Annotated in this window: 18 protein-coding genes and 3 tRNA genes; 12 read left to right on the top strand and 9 right to left on the bottom strand. The window is 58.3% G+C overall.

All coding sequences use genetic code 11. The annotated features are described in order from the left end of the window. Nucleotides 1–80: 80 nt before the first annotated feature. The 7 genes from ACVDHE_RS06605 to ACVDHE_RS06575 all read left to right on the top strand — a co-directional run bounded on the left by ACVDHE_RS06605 (nucleotide 81) and on the right by ACVDHE_RS06575 (nucleotide 5,406). Nucleotides 81–242 carry a hypothetical protein gene (locus tag ACVDHE_RS06605; RefSeq protein ID WP_300272213.1) on the top strand — a complete coding sequence of 54 codons (162 nt, stop codon included), beginning with the start codon at nucleotides 81–83 and terminating at the stop codon, nucleotides 240–242. Between the two features lie 92 nt (nucleotides 243–334). After that, a complete protein-coding gene (locus ACVDHE_RS06600) occupies nucleotides 335–631 on the top strand; it encodes a helix-turn-helix domain-containing protein (protein ID WP_458886005.1) in 297 nt (98 codons plus the stop codon). A 441-nt stretch (nucleotides 632–1,072) separates the two neighbouring features. After that, nucleotides 1,073–1,501 carry a hypothetical protein gene (locus ACVDHE_RS06595; RefSeq protein WP_458886004.1) on the top strand — a complete coding sequence of 143 codons (429 nt, stop codon included), beginning with the start codon at nucleotides 1,073–1,075 and terminating at the stop codon, nucleotides 1,499–1,501. Next, nucleotides 1,489–3,453, top strand: coding sequence for a MobP3 family relaxase (gene mobP3 / locus ACVDHE_RS06590; RefSeq protein ID WP_458886003.1), 1,965 nt, complete (start codon nucleotides 1,489–1,491; stop codon nucleotides 3,451–3,453). Before ACVDHE_RS06595 ends, mobP3 begins: the two co-directional genes overlap by 13 nt. Before the next feature lie 133 nt (nucleotides 3,454–3,586). Next, complete coding sequence (locus ACVDHE_RS06585) at nucleotides 3,587–3,802, top strand: helix-turn-helix domain-containing protein (protein ID WP_458886002.1); 216 nt, start codon at nucleotides 3,587–3,589, stop codon at nucleotides 3,800–3,802. A 128-nt stretch (nucleotides 3,803–3,930) separates the two neighbouring features. Beyond that, a complete protein-coding gene (locus ACVDHE_RS06580) occupies nucleotides 3,931–4,242 on the top strand; it encodes a DUF6809 family protein (RefSeq protein ID WP_300272225.1) in 312 nt (103 codons plus the stop codon). A 3-nt stretch (nucleotides 4,243–4,245) separates the two neighbouring features. Continuing rightward, nucleotides 4,246–5,406, top strand: coding sequence for a tyrosine-type recombinase/integrase (locus ACVDHE_RS06575; protein WP_458886001.1), 1,161 nt, complete (start codon nucleotides 4,246–4,248; stop codon nucleotides 5,404–5,406). Between the two features lie 166 nt (nucleotides 5,407–5,572). Here the strand turns inward: ACVDHE_RS06575 and ACVDHE_RS06570 are convergent, their stop codons facing one another. From ACVDHE_RS06570 to ACVDHE_RS06530, 9 genes are all read right to left on the bottom strand, one after another. Beyond that, nucleotides 5,573–6,076, bottom strand: a complete 504-nt coding sequence (locus ACVDHE_RS06570; RefSeq protein ID WP_287224723.1) for a hypothetical protein — start codon at nucleotides 6,074–6,076, stop codon at nucleotides 5,573–5,575. Between the two features lie 27 nt (nucleotides 6,077–6,103). After that, entirely contained in the window at nucleotides 6,104–6,562 is a 459-nt protein-coding gene (locus ACVDHE_RS06565; RefSeq protein WP_458886000.1) for a hypothetical protein, read from the bottom strand. Nucleotides 6,563–6,882: 320 nt separating this feature from the next. Further along, nucleotides 6,883–6,959: transfer RNA gene (locus ACVDHE_RS06560), tRNA-Val, on the bottom strand. A 63-nt stretch (nucleotides 6,960–7,022) separates the two neighbouring features. After that, nucleotides 7,023–7,097, bottom strand: a tRNA-Glu gene (locus ACVDHE_RS06555). A gap of 39 nt (nucleotides 7,098–7,136) precedes the next feature. Further along, nucleotides 7,137–7,213: transfer RNA gene (locus ACVDHE_RS06550), tRNA-Met, on the bottom strand. Between the two features lie 176 nt (nucleotides 7,214–7,389). Beyond that, nucleotides 7,390–10,941: a pyruvate:ferredoxin (flavodoxin) oxidoreductase gene (gene nifJ, locus ACVDHE_RS06545; RefSeq protein ID WP_458885999.1), complete on the bottom strand. Its 3,552-nt coding sequence runs from the start codon at nucleotides 10,939–10,941 to the stop codon at nucleotides 7,390–7,392. 179 nt (nucleotides 10,942–11,120) lie between these two features. Further along, a complete protein-coding gene (locus tag ACVDHE_RS06540; RefSeq protein ID WP_213037369.1) occupies nucleotides 11,121–12,284 on the bottom strand; it encodes a UxaA family hydrolase in 1,164 nt (387 codons plus the stop codon). Between the two features lie 18 nt (nucleotides 12,285–12,302). Further along, entirely contained in the window at nucleotides 12,303–12,596 is a 294-nt protein-coding gene (locus ACVDHE_RS06535) for a UxaA family hydrolase (RefSeq protein WP_418725809.1), read from the bottom strand. 39 nt (nucleotides 12,597–12,635) lie between these two features. Further along, on the bottom strand, nucleotides 12,636–13,619 hold the full coding sequence (locus tag ACVDHE_RS06530; RefSeq protein ID WP_458885997.1) for a 2-keto-3-deoxygluconate permease: 984 nt from the start codon (nucleotides 13,617–13,619) through the stop codon (nucleotides 12,636–12,638). A 325-nt stretch (nucleotides 13,620–13,944) separates the two neighbouring features. Between ACVDHE_RS06530 and ACVDHE_RS06525 the strand changes: the two genes are divergently transcribed. The 5 genes from ACVDHE_RS06525 to ACVDHE_RS06505 all read left to right on the top strand — a co-directional run bounded on the left by ACVDHE_RS06525 (nucleotide 13,945) and on the right by ACVDHE_RS06505 (nucleotide 18,883). Then, complete coding sequence (locus tag ACVDHE_RS06525) at nucleotides 13,945–14,736, top strand: HpcH/HpaI aldolase family protein (RefSeq protein ID WP_458885996.1); 792 nt, start codon at nucleotides 13,945–13,947, stop codon at nucleotides 14,734–14,736. A gap of 241 nt (nucleotides 14,737–14,977) precedes the next feature. Then, nucleotides 14,978–15,871 carry a dihydrodipicolinate synthase family protein gene (locus tag ACVDHE_RS06520; RefSeq protein WP_213037365.1) on the top strand — a complete coding sequence of 298 codons (894 nt, stop codon included), beginning with the start codon at nucleotides 14,978–14,980 and terminating at the stop codon, nucleotides 15,869–15,871. A gap of 202 nt (nucleotides 15,872–16,073) precedes the next feature. Continuing rightward, nucleotides 16,074–16,841, top strand: coding sequence for an IclR family transcriptional regulator (locus ACVDHE_RS06515; protein WP_213037364.1), 768 nt, complete (start codon nucleotides 16,074–16,076; stop codon nucleotides 16,839–16,841). 75 nt (nucleotides 16,842–16,916) lie between these two features. Beyond that, on the top strand, nucleotides 16,917–17,924 hold the full coding sequence (locus tag ACVDHE_RS06510) for a hypothetical protein (RefSeq protein WP_458885995.1): 1,008 nt from the start codon (nucleotides 16,917–16,919) through the stop codon (nucleotides 17,922–17,924). 128 nt (nucleotides 17,925–18,052) lie between these two features. Then, on the top strand, nucleotides 18,053–18,883 hold the full coding sequence (locus ACVDHE_RS06505; protein ID WP_458885994.1) for a PepSY domain-containing protein: 831 nt from the start codon (nucleotides 18,053–18,055) through the stop codon (nucleotides 18,881–18,883). The last annotated feature ends 5 nt before the right edge of the window (nucleotides 18,884–18,888 follow it).

Below are 18,888 nucleotides of genomic sequence, written 5' to 3'. Positions count from 1 at the left end.
CACGATATACGAGCGTACCAACGGGGACGAAAACGCCGTGGAGGTCAGAAAGGATCACAGGGCAGGAAGGTGTATGGCGTGTGGCTGACGAAATTTTTATGAATGGTGGTGATATTCATCTGCACTCAGACCAACAAATATCTCGATGGCCCTATCAAAAAGGAAAGCCGCCGAAACTGCTGCAACAGTCCGGCGGCGTGCCGCGTTCCGAAAAACGCAGACTCCATCTGCGAACAGTCTAACAGAGAGGCACCCGGAACGCAAGAAAAAATTATCTCTGAATTTCAAAATCAGGAGGTTCCGTATGCCTGTTCTCGGTGAACGATTTTATCAAATGAGCAACGCTATTTTCTGCTATGATCTGAAGCCAATCCCCTTGGCCGTGTACAGTTATCTGGTCTGCTGCGCCGGGCAGAAGGATGTGTGCTGGCCCAGCATAAAGACCATTGCCCTTCACTGTGGCTGCTCTGAAAACGCGGCGCGGGACGCGGTCAGCCTGCTGGCTGATCGTGGGTTCATCCGCAAGGTCAAGACCTCGCGGTGTGTGAAAAGCGGCAAGTGGCTCCAGGGGAATAACCACTACTACATCCTGCCGCTGCCTGAGCTTCCCGCCGCAGACCACAGCGCATGAGGCGGAAGCCCTCAACAGATGGTGGGGAAGTGTATGAACAAGACGAAGAGTAACAAGAAAAAGTCCTGCGGCCTGGTTATCACCCCCCAAAGCGGGAATCGGACAAGGCACGCAACTCCCGCCCTGTTCGCCCCTGTGAGCCGCTGTGTGCGATTCTTTGGGGCTGGGTGGAGTCCCAGCCCCTGCAAGGGGTTTGATGCGGTTTTCGGGAGCTTTTTACGGCTCTTCGGAGGACGAAAGGACAAGCTGGATAAAGGCCTGGGGTCACCCCCCGCCTTTTGCAAGCTACCTCTGCCCGCAGTGCGGGCAGTTTCAAAGGGTTCTGAAATCGCAGGGAATGGGGTCAAAAATGGCAGAGGAAAGAAATTCTGCGGTCGTTATCCCGCTGTCCTTAGTCCCACAAGAAAAAAAGCGGGGTCAACCCTAAGAAAGGAGGCCTTTATGAGCCAAAAAGAGAAATTTGCCCTCTACCTGACACCGGACATGAAGGCACGGTTGAAGCGGCGTTATACGGAAGACGGCAGCCGCAGTCTCACCGGATTTATCGAGAACGCCATCAACTTCTATCTGGACTATCTCAGCTCCAACAACGCCGGTATGTTCCTGCCAGCCTCGGTGCAGTCCTATCTGGATGGGCGGCTGGATCAGCTGGAGAAGCGGGTGTCGTCGCTGCTCTTCAAACAAGCGGTAGAACTGGATCAGGGTGTGAGCGTTCTCGCGGACTGCGTCCATCTGGACGAGGAGTATCTCCGGAAAAAACACGCGGAGAGTGTGGCTCGCGTGAAGAAGCTCAACGGCCATCTGCAGCTGGAGAAGATGGCAAAGCGTGCGCAGGAGCAGCGGGACGGTGATGATGGATGGCAAGACTGATCGTCAAAAGTCCGTACATCCAGTGCAGCAAACAAAATGCCAGCGGGTATCTCAGTTATATCGCAACACGGGAGCGGGTGGAGATCATCCCGGATAACCGTCCGCCAACCCGCAAGCAGGAGCAGCTCATCACAAAGCTGACAAAAGACTTCCCGGATGTGAAAGAACTGCTGGAGTACGAGGACTATGTGCAGAAGCCAACGAAAGCCAACGCATCGTCACTGATCACGCTGGCGCTGGAGGAACACTGGAAGCAGGTGCAGCAGACGGACGGCTACATGCAGTACATCGCAACGCGTCCCCGTGCGGAGCGCCTGGGTGACCACGGCCTGTTCGGTGACGCGGATCATGTAGATCTGGACGCTGCCATGTCCGAACTGGAACAATACACCGGCAATGTCTGGACACACATCCTCTCTCTGCATCGGGAGGACGCGGAGCGTCTCGGTTACAACAACGCGCAGGCATGGCGGGCCTTGCTCCGTGCTCACCGCAACGACATCGCGGCAACTATGCACATCCCACCCCAGGACTTCCGGTGGTACGCGGCGTTCCACAATGAAGGTCATCATCCTCACGTCCACATGATGGCCTGGTCGGTGAAACAGAGACAGGCTCACCTCGACCGGGGTGGCATCCGCCAGATGAAGTCCCAGCTCACCAATGACATCTTCCAGCAGGAGTTACTTCATGTCTACGAACAGAAGTCTGCCTCCCGGGACGAGTTGGTGAAAGAGACCAGGAAAGTCATGCTGGAACTGTCCCGGCAGATGCGGGAGACGGTCTGTGAACACACTCAGGCAGAGCAGATGATCTGGAAGCTGTCCCGGCAGCTGGGTGAGGTCAAAGGAAAGAAGTCCTACGGCTATCTCCCAAGGCCCATGAAACGGCAGGTGGATGAGATCGTGGATCAGCTGGAGCAAATCCCTGTCGTCAACGAGTGCTATCAGAAGTGGTGGGAGCTCCAGTGTCAGGTGAACGAGTTCTACTCGGGGAAGAAACAGCAGCGGCCCCCACTGTCAAAGCAGAAGGAGTTCCGGGCTATCAGGAATGCCGTCATTCGGGAGACAGAGAACATCCGCCTGGGCAAGATCACCTTCGAGGATGAGAAGAGGGAAGAGCGGGGTGAGTGGGTGGAAAACTGGGAGGTCTCCTATGATTGTCTGCGGCTGCGCGCCAGGATCGAAGACAACAAGCTGTCGCTGGATCAGCGGGATGAGGCGGTGGAGGATCTGGAGCGGCTGGCGGAGTACGGTGACGTCCACGCCCAATACTTCCTGGGACTGCTGTACCGGGACGGCGGCCTGCTACTGCCAGACGCGGAACAAGCCGCCCACTGGCTGGAGCTGGCGGCAAAGCGAAATCTGCCCGCGGCTCAATATGCCCTTGGCAAGCTATATCTCTCTGACGATCCGGAGGTGCATGATACTTCCAACGGCCTTCACTGGTTGGAACGAGCAGCTCGAAACGGGAGCACAGACGCTGCCTATCGGATGGGGAAGGTATACCTGACAGGCAGGTCTGTGCGAAAGGACGCAGTCAAAGCGGCGGAATATCTCCGCCACGCCGCTGACAACAATCATCCCTGGGCGAACTATCTGCTGGGGAAGCTGTACCTCACCGGAAACGGCGTCCCCAAAGACGAAGAAGCGGCGTGGAACTGCTTTCGGATGGCGGATGCGTTTGGTCATCCCTATGCTCAGTACATTCTGGACAGGCAGGAGCAATGGCAACGCCCGGAACTGCTGCTGACAGTATCCCGCCTGCTCTACCACATGAGCAATATCTTCCGGGACAACGTGCCCAGTGCGCCCGCACAGCCGCGCATGCACATCGACCGCAAGAGAATGCAGGAACTCCAGGAGATGCGGATCGCCCTGGGGCATCAGCCTGACGACCATGAAGAAGAGCAAACCCAGACCTGGGGCGGCATGACTATGAAGGGGTGGTGATCGTCTGCAATCTTTGCGAGGTCCATTGATTGCAGAACACGCCCTCCACCAGATGGGGAGGAAGTGTATCAACAAGACGAAGCATAACAAATAAAAAACCTCTCCCACGGCTGGAGAGGAGAAAGGATATCCAGTGAAAAAAGGAACATTCAAGTCTTACGAAGATCTGCCGCTGATGCTCTCGGTTCCGGAGATGGCAGCGGTGCTGGGAATCTCCCGTGCCGGGGCTTATGAGCTAGCTCGTTCGGAAGGCTTTCCTGCACTGAGGATCGGTAATCGCATCGTGATCCCCAAGGATGAACTTCGGGAATGGATCAAGCGAAATATGGGGAAGCAGGAGACCCAGTAAAAAACGGCGGCACCCGAAAAACCGGGTGCCGCTTTGAATTTGCTAACAAATTGATAACTCTGCCCGGTTGGAGTGGCTATTGAGGTCAGGGCATGGTATTGTGTGTCGCTGACAGGAGGTGGCACATCATGCGTGATTATATGAAAGCCCTCTGCTACAGGTTCGAGACGACATCCCGGAGGGCGGAGTATCTGGACAGAAAGATTGAACGGACCTACAGGCAGCTCTCCCGTCTGCTGAATGAGCCGGAACGGAAGTTGCTCCTGAAGATGGCGGATCTGGAAGATGCTCTGCGGGAGGAAGCCTGCCTGAACAACTTCATATCTGGCTACCGTCTGGCCCAGGGTATCCAGCAGGAGCTGCTGGCAGACCAGCCTCCGTACAACTTTGAAAACGAGGACGAACAGCAAGCCTGTGAACTGGCAGGAAAGGAGAGATGATGGATGGGGAAGAAACGTGCCAACGGCGAGGGCAGCATCCGCAAACGGAAGGATGGCCGGTGGGAGGGATTCTACACGGCGTCCTATGACCCGGCGACCGGAAAGCAGAAGATCAAGAATGTCCTGGGGAAGACCCAAGCAGAGGTCAAGGAGAAGCTGAAAAAGGCCATCGCGGATAGTCAACGGCTGGACATGAACCGCAGCGGCACCCATACGGTAAAAAGCTGGGTGACGATGTGGTACGAGGTCTACGCCGAGCCCCGGCTTCGGGAGAACACCAAGGACTACTATCTGAACTACATCAATAACCACATCATCCCCGAACTGGGAGACATCAAGCTGGATAAGCTCACCACGATCCAGATCCAGAAGTTCTACAACGATCTCCAGAAGAACGGGCGGGTGCAGCGGTATCAGCACATCCAGCTGAAGAACAAGGGACTGAGCATCCGGGTGGTCCACGGCATCCATACCCTGCTGAACAACTGCCTGGAGCAGGCGGTGGCGGAGCGGCTGATTCTGGTGAACCCCGCCAGAGGCTGCAAGCTGCCAAAGATGGAGAAGCGGGAGATGAAGGTCCTGCCGGAAGAGAAGATCCACCCCTATCTGATGGAGGCGGATAAGCGGGGCCTGCTGGCACCCTTCTACCTGGAACTGACCACGGGACTGAGAAGGGGAGAACTGCTGGCCCTCCTCTGGACGGACCTGGACGTGGAGAACCGAACCATCTCCATCACGAAGCAGGTGACGCGCACTAAGGGAGAACTGGTAGTAAGCCAGCCCAAAACCCACAATTCCATCCGCGTCTTGCCGGTCTCGCAGCAGGCAGTGGACCTGCTGGTGGAGGAGCACAAGAAGCATCCGGGGAATCCTTATATGTTCCCGTCGCCCAAGACGGGCGGAATGTTCGATCCGGACTCTTTCCGACACACCCATGAGAAGATCCTGAAAGCCATCGGAGCGGAGCATATTCGGTTCCATGATCTCCGGCATACCTTCGCCACGCTCTCTCTGAAGAATGGAGTGGATGTGAAGACCCTGTCCAGCACCCTGGGGCATTACAGCGCGGGCTTCACCCTCAGCACCTACACTCACGCCACGCCGGACATGATGCGGGAAGCGGCGGATACGATGGGCGATGTGATCGCTTTAGCAGCAGAGTAGGTATTTTATGATACTAATTAAAATACCAATAAACACAGAAAAACCGATTAAACTCATTGTGGGGAGATTACTGCTGCTTGGATAGTCTCAATTAAAATGGAAGTATATTGAGAATCCTGCATATGAAAAAACTGGAGTTAAAGTGTATTAAATGCTTGCTTACATATTAGGCATCTTGAAAAATCACTTGAAATGGGGATATCGAAACTAAATTTAAATTTCTAACTGGAATCTGGTCACAGCGTTCCTGTGTGTCGTCATCACTCATCTTTTTGACATATAAATCAACTTCGTAGTCTCCTTGCACATCAAAATCAAAACCATAGTCAATAGATAACCTTCCGAAGTACCCTGGACGTGTCGTATGATGATGCATTAGTCGATCTTGGTCTGTCGTATTTTCATCTTCATGTATATCATTCCAAAGTATACCACTATCAATGCGATAGTGTTTTGTATCTGCACGACTTTTGCCAAGGTACCTTAAAACAATTCGGTAATAATATTCTTCAAATCGCTCTTGAGGTTCTATTATTTGATTAAAGAATACACAAATAAAAAATCGATTTTTCCCCCGCTCACATACCAAAGTGTCAAAGATCCCCGATATATCTTCACCGTTTTCCGATATGTTTTTGCATAATAACTGATTGAAATTAGTAGAATTCATTATAAACTCCCCAAAACTTAAATGGCATCAAATATCATCGGTATCTACCTGAATATTTTCATCTTCTCCTGTGTTTTCCTTATCACGAGAGATGACGTTTGCATCCTTTAATCTTGTCTGCATTGAACTTTCAATTGCTTTAGCAGATCTTCGGGTATCTTCTTCGATAGATAAAATTCTTTGCAGGACCTCACTTTGCCTGCGCTCGGATTCTTCTGTTTTTTCAAGCCCATAAAAACTAAAAAGCATTGAAACGATACTTACAATAGTTGCGACGACCCCCAGAACGATGCTAACAAACTGGTTCATTTCGGATAATCCCGGAATCTCTTTATGGGCTATACTGCACCAAAAGACCATAAGGATGCCAATTATGATAACACCAGTTATAAGTACTACAGAATATGACTTGGCTTTTTCTATTAGTTCATTTAATTTCTCTAATTGAGTTGGCCGATCGTTGCAGTCTCTACATGAATTCTTCACAACATTGCCTACCCTTCATTAAGATAAAGATATTATACAGATGTTGTGTTACAAAAACAAGTATTTCAACTAATCATATAGAATTCAGAAGGGTTCACTCACCTTAAGTTAAATAATATTTTTATACTTTTCAACTGCACAAGGCAAAGTAAAATTGTACCAGATGGATAAGGGCTTCACCTGGCGTCAATGAATTTTCTTCCCATCTATCTCCGTATTGGTCAGTGTATTGGTCGGAGAAAAAGCAAAAAATTAAAGCAAATCTTTTTGACGCAAAATAAAAGAAAAGTTCCTGATTTCGCAAGAAATCAGGAACCTTTTGGTGGAGACTACTGGACTCGAACCAGTGACCTCCTGCGTGTGAAGCAGGCGCTCTAACCAGCTGAGCTAAGCCTCCATTTCGGATATGCCGTTTTAAGGGGACCCACAAGACGCCGCGATGCCACAGCGTCTTATGGGTTGGTGACCCGTACGGGATTCGAACCCATGTTACAGCCGTGAAAGGGCCGTGTCTTAACCACTTGACCAACGGGCCAGGGAGATCCATGGAGCGCCAGGCGGCGCTTCATGGATTTGGTAGCGGCACCTGGATTTGAACCGGGGACACTGCGGGTATGAACCGCATGCTCTAGCCAACTGAGCTATGCCGCCAAATCTTACCCACAACGGGCACGAATTAATATACCAGATAGAAGGGGTATTTGTCAAGGGTTCCGGACAAGTTTTTTTACCTCTGCGGCATCTTTTTTCATGCGCCTTGCTCAGGCCCCCGCCGGAGGACGTTTCTCCGGCGGGGGCTTTGGTTCAGAAATGCCGCTGCAAGGACCTTACAGGGCCTCGTCGGCCATGCGGCGGTACTTGGCGTAGCGGGCCTTGACGTCGGCGATCTCCTTCTCGTAGAGGGCGTCGGCCTTGGCCGGGAAGTTGTTCTTCAGAGAGGCGAAGCGGTTTTCGCCCATCAGGAAGTCCATCAGCTTGCTGGTGTCCGGCTCCGGAGAATCCAGCTGGAAGGGGTTCTTCCCCTCGGCCTTCAGGCGGGGATCATACCGGTACAGGTGCCAGTAGCCGCACTCCACCGCCTTCTTCATCTCGTCCTGAGAGCAGCCCATACCGGCCTTGATGTGCTGTTCCAGGCAGGGGCAGTAGCAGATCACGATGGACGGGCCGGGATAGGCCTCCGCCTCCCGCAGGGCCTTGAGGGTCTGGGCCTGGTCGTAGCCCATGGCCACCTGGGCCACGTACACATAGCCATACTGCATCAGGATGCCGCCCAGGTCCTTCTTCGCCACCTGCTTGCCGCCGGCCGCGAACTTCGCCGTAGCGGAGGTGGGCGTGGCCTTGGAGGACTGTCCGCCGGTGTTGGAGTACACCTCGGTGTCCAGCACCAGCAGATTCACGTCCCGGTTCTGCGCCATCACGTGGTCGATGCCGCCAAAGCCGATGTCGTAGGCCCAGCCGTCGCCGCCGATGGCCCACACGCTCTTCTTCGCCAGGAACTCCTTGTTCTCCAGAATGTATTTCACATCCTCGGTCTGCTCCGCAGCCTCCAGCGCCGCGATCAGCGCGTCGGACACGGCCCGGGACTTCTCCCCGTCGTTCCAGTTGTTCAGGTAGGCGTCGATGGCCTCCACAGCCACACCGGCCTCCTTCATGGCCTCCAGACGGATGATCAGCTCCTTGCGGATGGCGTCCTGGGCGTGGAAGAAGCCGTAGGCAAACTCGGCGTTGTCCTCGAACAGGGAGTGCTCCCAGGCGGGGCCATGGCCGCAGCTGTCCTTGCAGTAGGGCAGGATCGGCGCGCCGCCGGAGATGGCGGAGGAGCAGCCCGCGGCGTTGCCCGCGTACATCCGGTCGCCCACCAGCTGGCTCAGCAGCTTGATGTAGGTGGTCTCGGCGCAGCCGGCGCAGGCGGCGGAGAACTGGAAGTAGGGCTTTGCGAACTGGATGTTCTTGACGGTCTTGCTGTTGATGACGTCCTTCTTGAGGTACTGGTCCTTCATGGCCACCTCGTCGAAGTTCACCTGCTCGCTCTTCATCTCCTCGAAGGGGGTCATCACCAGGGCGTCGGCGGTCTTGTCGTTCTTGTTGGCCGGGCAGGCAGTCAGGCACACGCCGCAGCCCAGGCAGTCATAGGGAGAGATCTGCATGCGGAAGAAGTAGCTGGGCGCGTCCTTGCCCAGGCCCTTGGCGGGCACCGTCTCAAAGGAGGCGGGCACCTGGGCCTTCTCCTCCTCGGTCAGCAGCACCGGGCGGATGGCCGCGTGGGGGCAGCACATGGCGCAGCGGTTGCACTGGATGCAGCTCTCCGCGTTCCACTTGGGCACCTTGGTGGCGACACCGCGCTTGGAGAAAGCGGAGGTGCCGTTCTCCCAGGTGCCGTCCAGCACGCCGTGCTTCTTGAACACGGACACGGGCAGCTTGTCGCCCTGCTGGCGGTCCATGGGCAGCACGATGTCGCGGACGAAGGGCGTGACGCCCTTGGGCTCCGCCACAGGGGTATCGGCGGCGTTGGCCCAGCTCTCGGGGATCTCCACCTGCACTGCGGCGGAAATGCCCGCGTCCACCGCGGCGTTGTTCTTGTCCACGATGGCCTGGCCTGCCTTCTTGAAGTAGGAGTTGTAGTTGTTCTTCTTCATGTCCTCCACGGCCATGTCCAGAGGAATGACCTTGGTCAGGGCGAAGAAGGCCGCCTGCAGGATGCTGTTGATCCGCTTCTCGCCAAGGCCCACCTGCACAGCCAGCTTGGCCGCGTCAATGATATAGAACTTGGCGTGCTTCCGGGCCAGATCCCGCTTCATCTTGCCGGGCAGGCGCGCATCCAGCTCCTCCGCGCTCCAGGGGCAGTTGAGCAGGAAGGTGCCGCCCTCCTTCAGGTCCTCGGTGGTGTCGTACTTGTTGACGTAGGTGGGTGCGTGGACCGCCACGAAGTCCGCCGAGGACACCAGGTACGTGGACCGAATGGGCTGGTCGCCGAAGCGCAGATGGCTCTGGGTCAGGCCGCCGGACTTCATGGAGTCGTAGGAGAAATACGCCTGGGCATACTTGTCCGCCACCAGGCCGATGGTGGAGATGGCGTTCTTGTTGGCGCCCACGGTGCCGTCGCCGCCCAGGCCCCAGATCTTGCAGGACACCTCGCCGGGATGGGCCAGCTCCACCTCCTGATAGTCCAGGGAGGTGTGGGTCACGTCGTCGTTGATGCCGATGGTGAAGCTGTTCTTGGGATTTTCCTGCTTGAGGTTATCGTACACCGCGATGAACTGGCCGGGGGTGGTATCCTTGGAGCTGAGGCCATACCGGCCGCCCACCACGCGGATGTCGCTCCGGCCCGCCTGGTTCAGGGCGGTCACCACGTCCAGGTACACCGGCTCGCCCACGGAGCCCGTCTCCTTGGAGCGGTCCAGCACGGCGATGCGCTTGCAGGTGGCGGGGATGGCCGCCGCGAAATGTTTCACGGAGAAGGGGCGGTACAGGTGGATCTGCACCATGCCCACCTTGCGGCCCTGCTTGTTCAGGTAGTCCACCGTCTCCTTCACGGCCTCGGAGCCCGAGCACATGATGACGATGACTTCTTCGGCGTCGGGGGCGCCGTAGTAGTTGAAGAGCTTATAGTCCCGGCCGGTCAGCTTGCTGATCTCGTCCATGTAGTGCTGCACGGTATCCGGCAGGGAGGCGGCCTTCTCGTTGGCGCCCTCCTTGCACTGGAAGTACACGTCCGGGTTGACGTTGTTGCCCCGGTTGGTGGGGTGCTCCGGGTTCAGGGACTGACGGCGAAAAGCCTTCAGCGCATCGTAATCCACCAGTTCCCGCAGATCCTCATAGTCCAGCGCCTCGATCCGCTGCATCTCGTGGGAGGTGCGGAAGCCGTCGAAGCAGTGCATGAAGGCGTACTTGCCGCTGATGGCGCTCAGGTGCGCCACGGCGCCCAGGTCCATGGCCTCCTGGGGAGAGGAGGACATCAGCATGGCGTAGCCGGTGGTCCGGCAGGTCATGAAGTCCGTGTGATCGCCGAAGATGGAGTGGTGGTTGGAAGTCACCACCCGGGAGGCGATGTGCATGACGCTGGGCAGGAACTGGCCGCCCATGGCGTACATGGCAGGGATCATCAGCATCAATCCCTGGGAGGAGGTAAAGGTGGTGGTCAGGGCGCCGGCCTGCAGGGAGCCGTGGCAGGTGCCGGCGGCGCCGGCCTCAGACTGCATCTGGATCACGTCCACCGTGGATCCGAACAGGTTCTTGCGGCCCTTGGCGGACCACTCGTCCACCTTCTCCGCCATGGGAGAGGAGGGGGTGATGGGATAGATGGCCGCGACCTCCGTGAACGCGTACGCCACATGGGCTGCCGCCGTGTTGCCGTCCATGACGACATAGTTCTTTTTCATCGGGATACTCATCTCCTTTAAACGCTCGGCGTCCCCGACCCGGAGCGCGGCAGACGGCCGGCCCGGGGCGGGGTTTTCCGCCGGATGGCAAAGCTGCGGCGGCACGATATTGGGAAGCCAAATCGCGCTGCCGCAGCTCCTGTATGATTACTTGTTGCCCTGTGTGTGCGGGGCGGAGATCACACGAAGTTGCAGACCCGGGCAATGGCCATCTCGGTGTAGCCCAGGGACTCGGCCTTGGTCTGCTTGCCGCAGGCCACTTCCTGCGTCAGCTTCAGCAGCTCGTCGCCCAGCTGCTCCAGGGTCTTGGTACCATAGATCAGGGGAGAGGCATCCACGTCGATGTTGTCCACCATGTTGGCATAGGTCAGCTTGTTGCCGGTGATCTTGATAACGGGGGCCAGGGGGTTGCCGGTGGGAGTGCCGCGGCCGGTGGAGAACACCACGATCTGGGCACCGCCGGCCACCATGCCGGCCACGGAGGAGGGATCGTTGCCCGGAGTGTCCATGATGACCAGGCCCTGCTTGGCCTCCACCTGCTTGCCGTAGTCATACACGGCATTGACAGGGCTGTGGCCGCCCTTGTGGATGCAGCCCAGGGACTTCTCCTCCAGGCAGGTCAGGCCGCCGGCCTTGTTGCCGGGAGAGGGGTTGCCCTCGCGGACTTCCTCGCCCACCAGCTGGAGGGCCTTCTCATAGCGGTGCACGATCTCGAAGATACGGTCGTGGACCTCGGGGGTAGCGGCGCGGCGGGCCAGGATGTGCTCGGCGCCGATGAACTCGGTGGTCTCGGACAGGATGGAAGTGCCGCCCTCCTTGACGATCAGGTCGCTGAGCTGGCCGATCAGGGGGTTGGCAGCCAGGCCGCTGGTGGGGTCGGAGCCGCCGCACTCGGTGCCGATGATCAGCTCGGACATGGGGAACTCCTCCTTCTGCAGCAGGGAGGCCTCCTCCACCATCTCCTTGGCATAGCGGACGGCCATGTCGATGGCCTTCAGGGTGCCGCCGGCCTCCTGGATGATGACCTGCTTGAGGGGCTTGTTGGTGCGCTCCTGGATGGCCTTCACCACCAGATCCATCTGGCAGTTCTCGCAGCCCAGGGACACCACCACAGTGCCGTAGACGTTGGGGTTGGCGGCATAGCCGGCCATGACGTCCATGGTGAACTGCTGGTCGGAGGCGACCTGAGAGCAGCCCAGCTGGTTGTTGAACGTGACGGAGCCCACCACCTGCTGGGAGATGATGCGGGTGGTGTCGGAGGCGCAGACGCTGGCGGGCAGGATCAGGACCTTGTTGCGGACGCCAACGCGGCCGTCGGGACGCTTGTAACCGTAGAAATTCATCTGTAAATCCTCCTTTTCTCAGCCCTTGGCATCCAGGTTCTCGCGGTGCTCCTCGAGATTGTGGCAGTGGACGTGCTCGCCCTTCTTGATATCCCGGGCAGCCAGGCCGATGTGCTCGCCGTACTTGACGATGGGCTCGCCCTTGGGAATGTCGCAGGAGGCCAGCTTGTGGTAGATGGTGATGTCCTCCAGGGCGGTGAGGGTCTTTTCCTCGCCGGCGCAGGTATAGGTCACGGTTTCACCCTTCTTGATGGGCTCGATGGCGACGATCACGTTGTCCTTCGCCGCCTCCACGATCATGGCGTTCAGCATGGCGTATGTATCTCCTTTCGATCCTCAAAAATTTGCGCTTTATGCCTGTTTTTCAAACAAGGCCCGCTGGGCCTCGTCCTTGGGGAACTTGGGGCAGCCGTACTTCTTGGCCCACCAGGACGTGATGATGGGCACCAGGATGGCGGTCAGGATGGCGGAAGCGGCGACCTGAGAGGTGGCCACGTCGGACCAGGCCGCCCAGGTGGGATCGGCCTCCGCAATGACGGCGGGAACGGCCACGGCGTTGCCGGCAGTGGTGGCCACGGCCCAGCCGGCGTAGCCGGGACGGCGGCTGATGAACTTGTCGCACAGCACGATGAAGGCGCCGCCGACGAAGCAGGTGATCAGGCCCAGCAGGATGCCCTGGGCGCCGCCCTTGACGATGTTGGTCAGGTTCATGCCGGAGCCCAGGCAGAAGCCCACGAAGGGAAGCAGGATGCTGCCGGCGGGAGCCAGGAAGTCAGACAGGTCCTTGTCGATGTTGCCCAGGATCATGCCCACCAGGATGGGGCCGATGGCGGCCACCAGGGCCATGAAGGGGATGTCGGCCAGGCCGCCCACGCCCATGGCGATCATGGTCAGCATGGGGCCGTCGTTGATGGCCAGCAGAGGCATGGCCGCCTGGTCGACGGTGTCGCCGTAGCTGTTCATCAGGGCCAGGTACACAGAGCCGTTGGAATTGGTCACGGCGGAGATGATGGCCAGCGCGCTCAGGCCCAGCAGGCCCTCGGCGCCGAAGAACTTGCCCACGCCGATGCCGATGGCGGCGCCGATGATGAACTTGGAGATCAGCAGCACGCCGCCGCGCTTGATGACGCCGCCCATCTGGCGGAACTGCAGGGTGGTGCCCAGGCAGAACAGCTGGATACCGATGGCGGTGTTGGCGCCGGCGCTGGTGAAGATTGCGGTGGTGAAGGAACCGATGTTGGTCACTTCCGGGATAAAGGTATTGATGATGGCACCCAACAGCATGGGCACGACCATCATACCTGCGGGGATCTTTTTCAGAAACTTCATGATCATATGCGTTTCTCCTCCTCGAATCTCCATTCTTTTTCTTCTTTTCCGTTATGCGGAATCTCATTTCGACACACACATAACTTTACCCGTCAAATAATATGATATTTTTTTATCAATTTGTCAAGGAAAAATCTCTAAATTCATAAATGTTCGATAATATTTACAAAATTCATGAAGCCTCATTGTACAATACTCCCTGTTTGCCGAAAAAACATTTTTTCTTTTCTGTTGACAAGCCTGGAATACGGGCGCTAAAATCAATAAAGGAAGCTCTGCTGCGGCCAAAATTCGCAGCGGTAATGGATAGAAAGAAAGGGAGATGTGATTGATGAACCCTGTAAACATGCCCTCTATGGACAGTGTGGCCCGCTTCAAGGCCGCCATGGAGTCTGATCGCGGCGCTCTGGGTCCCTTCATGATCGGTACGGACCCCGCCTTTGTGGAGGCCGCCGGTTACGCCGGCTATGACTTCGTACTGCTGGATATGGAGCACGGCACCACCACGCACCAGACCCTGCCCAACCTGATCCGGGCCGCCAATGTGGCGGGCGTATGCCCGGTGGTCCGCGTTCCCCGGGGCACCGACATCTGGATCGACCAGGCTTTGGACGTGGGCGCCGGCGCCGTCATGATCCCCCAGATCGATACCGCAGAGCAGGCCCGGGCCGCCGTCTCCGCCGCCAAGTTCTCCCCCGTGGGCACCCGGGGCACCTGCCGCTTCGTCCGCTCCGCGGGCTTCGGCGCCGTTCCCGGCAGCGAGTATTTTGCCAAGGCCCAGGACACCGCGGTGATCCTCCAGGCCGAGGGCAAGAAGGCCGTGGAGAACCTGGACGAGATCCTGGACGTGCCCGGCATCGATGTGCTGTTCGTGGGTCCCTATGACCTGTCCAGCTCTCTGGGACTGGTGGGTCAGATCGACCACCCGGCGGTCACCGCCTGCATCAAGGATATTATTGCCAAGGCCACGGCCAAGGGCGTCAAGGTGGGCTGCTTCGCCGATACCGTGGAGGGTGGCAAGAAGTGGCGCGATCTGGGCGTGAAGTTCATCGGTTACGCCTGCGACACCTACATCTTCATGCAGGCCGCCAAGGCCGATGTGGAGGCTTTTTCCGCCAAGTGATTTTCGCCTTTTCTGTGCGCTCCGACAGCCGCTCCCGCACTTGCGGGAGCGGCTGTTTTCTCTTTAGAAGCAGGTTTTCAAAAAAAATCGGAATTTTTTCCAGCTGGCTCTTGACAACCGCACTGTGTCTGCTATACTGTAGCTGCTTTCAGGCGTTTTGATTGTTGTATCATTATTTCGGAATTTAATTCCGTATTTCGGAATCGCCGGGATTTCGAAGCGGTACAAGGAGGACAATTTTATGAACGCAGCCTATTTGACCCCCGCCATCACGCTCTTCAACGAGGACGGCACCCTGGACCTGGTGAGCCAGGAGCGGCTGTTCAACAACCTGATCGACCAGGGTGTGGACGGCATCCTGGTAGAGGGCAGCAGCAGTGAGTTTTTCGCCATGCCCATGGACCAGCGCCGGGAGATGGCCAAGTTCGCCATTGAAAAGGTGAACCACCGGGTAAAGCTGATCATCGGCACCAGCCACATGGTGGCCGACGAGATCGTCAGCTTCTCCAACTACTGCCTGGACGCCGGCGCCGACGCCGTCATGATCCTGCCTCCCTATTACTTCCACTTCGACGCCAGCGCCCTGCTCCAGTACTATGACCGGCTGGCCCAGCAGATCCACGGCGATATCTACATCTACAACTTCCCCGACAACACCGGCTACACCATTCCCGCCGAGACGGTACTGGCCCTGGCCAAGATCCACCCCAACATCGTGGGCATGAAGGACACTGTCTCCGGCATGGACCACACCCGGGAGCTGATCAAGGTAGTCAAGTCCCACATTCCCCAGTTCGAGATCTACTCCGGCTTCGACGACAACTTCGCCCATAACGTCCTGGCCGGCGGCGACGGCTGCATCGGCGCCCTGAGCAACGTGGTGCCCGAGATCTGCGCCGCCTGGGTCAAGGCCTTCCGGGAGAACGACCTGGCCGGCATCGCCCAGGGTCAGCAGATCATCGACCGGCTGATGGACCTGTACACCGTCCGCAGCCCCTTCCTGCCGGTGATCAAGGAGGCCTGCCGCCTGCGGGGCATCGCCGCCACCAGCGTGGGCACCTTCCCCATGCCCAACGCCACTGTGGAGGATGACGCCAAGATCCTGGAGCTGCTGAACCGGGAGGGCGTACAGTAATCCCGTTCTCTTTCGCCGCCGTGTCTATGGACACGGCGGCGGTTTTTATGGCTGAATCATCCTCCAGCTTTTTCCACAAAACGGTTCTTCCTTCCGCGTGGCGGAAAAAGGGGGTTTCCAAGCCCGCTATTCCATGATATATTGGAATGACGGCGGGCGATCTTTTTCGCCCCATTCCCTGTTGGAAAGGATGTGAGGCCACATGGCCAAAGAGCAGGTATCCAGCATTCTCCGCGCCCTGCGGATCCTGGAGTGCTTTATGGACCGGGAGACAGAGTGGACGCTGAAGGAATTGGTGGAGTATCTGGACCTGCCCACCACCACGGTGTTCCGGCAGGTCTCCACTCTGACGGAGCGGCAGTACCTGATCCAGGACCCGGTGCGCAAGAGCTATCGGGTGGGCCCCCGGCTGATGCTGCTGGCCAGCGCCATTCTGGGCCAGTCGGACCTGCGGCAGACAGCCCGGCCGGAGCTGGAGCATCTCAGCGCCACGGTCCGGGAGACCATCAATCTCAGCGTACTGCTGGAACACGATATTTTCTATCTGGACAAGGTGGAGACTCACCGCTCCATCGTCTGCAACACCCGGGTGGGCACCCGGGCCCCAGCCTATGCCACCAGCAGCGGCAAAGTCATGCTGGCCGGTCAGGACCCGGCCTATATTGACGAGTATTGCAGCTGGATGCGCCTCAAGGCCGTACCTCTGACCAAAAAAACCATCACCGACCCGGACCTGCTGCGGCTCCAGCTGAACCAGGCCCGGCTCAACGGGTACGCCATGGACGATGGGGAGATCGAGGAGGGGCTGATCTGCGTGGCGGCACCTATTTACGACCTCAACCGCCACATCATCGGGGCAGTCAGCATTTCCGGTCCCGACTACCGGATGGAGAAGGACCAGGACTTCATGATCTCCAACGTCCGGGCGACCGCATCCAATATCTCCCGGCTTCTGGGCTACCGGACGTAACGCCCGCAGCGGGCCCAGCGGCGCCAATGAGCGCCGCTGTTTTTTTGTTCTTCATTATAAAAAAGGAGGGATCCCATGCGCTTTTTCCTGCTGAACCTGCTGCTGGCTCTGGGGCTGTTTTGTCTGAACGCCCTTCTGGGCGCCATTCAGTACCGTCACCGGGGGGATCTGTTTGCATACGGAAAATTTTCCTTCGATCCCAAGCCGGAGCAGCAGTTTTCCGGAAATTTCTTTCAAAAGACCGTCAATCCCGCCATTTATACCGCCCTTCTGTGCGCCCTTTTCCAGCGTGCCGGCTGGGACACCCTCTGCCGCTCTCTCTGGCTGACTGTTCCGCTGTACTGGATGCTGCGGGCGCTGTACATCGCAGCGAAAAACCGGTTCTGGCTGATCAACCGGCGCTACGAGCTGCTGTCCGCGGTCTTTTCCCTGCTGCTGGGGGAGGGGGTCTTTTTCGGCGCCCTGATGCCGCTGATGGAGGCGGGGGAAAGCGTGTTCATCTCGGCCCAGGACCTGCGCAACGCCGTCTGGTTCGCCATCCTGGCCTACATCGCCAAGGCAGCCTGGGACGTGTGCCGGGGCGCCTTTGAGGAAGGGCGCCTGTACTCTCAGGAGGTGCGGAGCCAGGCTATCCGCAGGCGCTACGACGTCTTTTCCCGGAGATACGGCGCGTCCCTCCGGTCCCTGGTAGACGGCTGCTGCCCGGCGGAGCACCGCTCCCGCCGGGGCGAGCTGGTCTGCCTGCTCTATGCGGTGATGATCTATGAGGATCACAACCGTCCGCCGCTGTTCCGGGCGGCAGAGCGCCTTTGGATGGCACTGCACCCCGGAAAAGAGATGACTCTGGGGATCATGCAGGTAAAGACCCGGCGGCCGATCCCGGATACAGAGAGCATCCGTCTGGCGGCGGAGAAGCTGGTGCCCGTCTACCTGGAACATCTGCGCAGCCATCCCCTCTGGCACGCTCTGCGGGATTACAACAGCGGGGCCGACTACGTCCAGGAGGTCACTGCCATTTATAACGAGTTGCTGCAGCTGCTCTCCTACGATGAGCTGGCCCAATCTCCCGCCCCGGGGCCGTGACCCCTTTGCAGGTTGAAAAAATTTTTTTGCTCCGCGCAATAAACGTGCCTCCTCCCGCATTATACTGACGAACAGCAAACAACACCCCCCGACGATTGCTGAAAAACAACCTTGAGGAGGACATAAAGATGAAGAAGATCGTTACCCGCACCCTGGTGAGCTGCGCCGCCCTGGCCGTGGTGGGCGGAGCCCTGATCGCCCCCACCCTGGCCACGGAGCGCAGCCAGACCGCATCTGCCGCCCCCGCCGTCACCACCCTCTCCGCCACTGCGGTCTCCGACGCCGCCAAGCCCGCCGCCCTGGACGAGGCCGGCGCCAAGACCCTGGCTCTGGAGACCGCGGGGCTGACCGCCGACCAGGTCAGCTGGATCTGGGCCAAGCGCGATTATGACGACGGCCGTCTGGAGTACGAGGTGGAGTTCCTCTCCGGAGACTGGAAGTACGAGGTGGAGGTGGACGCCGCCTCCGGCACCGTACGCAGCTACGACCAGGACCGGAAGGGCCGGGGCTACACCCAGTCCGGCACCGACATCGGCGCCGAGGCGGCCCAGACCGCCGCTCTGACCCACGCCGGCGTGAAGGCCGCCGACACGCTCTTTATGGAGACGGAAGTGGATGTTGACGACGGCCTCCGGGTCTACGAGGTGGACTTCTTTGCCGGCAGCCGGGAGTACGACTACAAGATCGACGCCGCCACCGGCGCTGTCCTGAGCTTTGACTACGACATCGAGTGGTACGCCCCCGCCGCCGGCGGGGAGGACCTCCTCACTGAGACCCAGGTGAAGCAGATCGTGGAGCGGACCGCCGGCACCACCGGCGTCTACACCAAGTTCCAGCTGGAGCACGACGACGACCGCCTCCTCTACGAGGGTGAGCTGCGCAGCGGACGCATGGAGTATGAGTTCGAGATCGACGCCGCCACCGGCGCCATCCTGGACTGGGACGCCGACCGGGATTGACCGCA

The sequence above is a fragment of the Dysosmobacter sp. Phy genome, from assembly GCF_054476235.1.
Note: the sequence above shows the minus strand (reverse complement) of the source record. Positions and strands in the feature narration are given on the sequence as shown.

What these genes read in the sequence shown, in the direction of transcription:
- ACVDHE_RS06600 (WP_458886005.1), top strand. Translation starts at nt 335, where the DNA reads ATGAGCAACGCTATTTTCTGCTATGATCTGAAGCCAATCCCCTTGGCC.
- ACVDHE_RS06595 (WP_458886004.1), top strand. Translation starts at nt 1,073, where the DNA reads ATGAGCCAAAAAGAGAAATTTGCCCTCTACCTGACACCGGACATGAAG.
- mobP3 (WP_458886003.1), top strand. Translation starts at nt 1,489, where the DNA reads ATGGCAAGACTGATCGTCAAAAGTCCGTACATCCAGTGCAGCAAACAA.
- ACVDHE_RS06580 (WP_300272225.1), top strand. Translation starts at nt 3,931, where the DNA reads ATGCGTGATTATATGAAAGCCCTCTGCTACAGGTTCGAGACGACATCC.
- ACVDHE_RS06575 (WP_458886001.1), top strand. Translation starts at nt 4,246, where the DNA reads ATGGGGAAGAAACGTGCCAACGGCGAGGGCAGCATCCGCAAACGGAAG.
- ACVDHE_RS06570 (WP_287224723.1), bottom strand. Translation starts at nt 6,076, where the DNA reads ATGAATTCTACTAATTTCAATCAGTTATTATGCAAAAACATATCGGAA.
- nifJ (WP_458885999.1), bottom strand. Translation starts at nt 10,941, where the DNA reads ATGAAAAAGAACTATGTCGTCATGGACGGCAACACGGCGGCAGCCCAT.
- ACVDHE_RS06540 (WP_213037369.1), bottom strand. Translation starts at nt 12,284, where the DNA reads ATGAATTTCTACGGTTACAAGCGTCCCGACGGCCGCGTTGGCGTCCGC.
- ACVDHE_RS06535 (WP_418725809.1), bottom strand. Translation starts at nt 12,596, where the DNA reads ATGCTGAACGCCATGATCGTGGAGGCGGCGAAGGACAACGTGATCGTC.
- ACVDHE_RS06530 (WP_458885997.1), bottom strand. Translation starts at nt 13,619, where the DNA reads ATGATCATGAAGTTTCTGAAAAAGATCCCCGCAGGTATGATGGTCGTG.
- ACVDHE_RS06525 (WP_458885996.1), top strand. Translation starts at nt 13,945, where the DNA reads ATGAACCCTGTAAACATGCCCTCTATGGACAGTGTGGCCCGCTTCAAG.
- ACVDHE_RS06520 (WP_213037365.1), top strand. Translation starts at nt 14,978, where the DNA reads ATGAACGCAGCCTATTTGACCCCCGCCATCACGCTCTTCAACGAGGAC.
- ACVDHE_RS06515 (WP_213037364.1), top strand. Translation starts at nt 16,074, where the DNA reads ATGGCCAAAGAGCAGGTATCCAGCATTCTCCGCGCCCTGCGGATCCTG.
- ACVDHE_RS06510 (WP_458885995.1), top strand. Translation starts at nt 16,917, where the DNA reads ATGCGCTTTTTCCTGCTGAACCTGCTGCTGGCTCTGGGGCTGTTTTGT.
- ACVDHE_RS06505 (WP_458885994.1), top strand. Translation starts at nt 18,053, where the DNA reads ATGAAGAAGATCGTTACCCGCACCCTGGTGAGCTGCGCCGCCCTGGCC.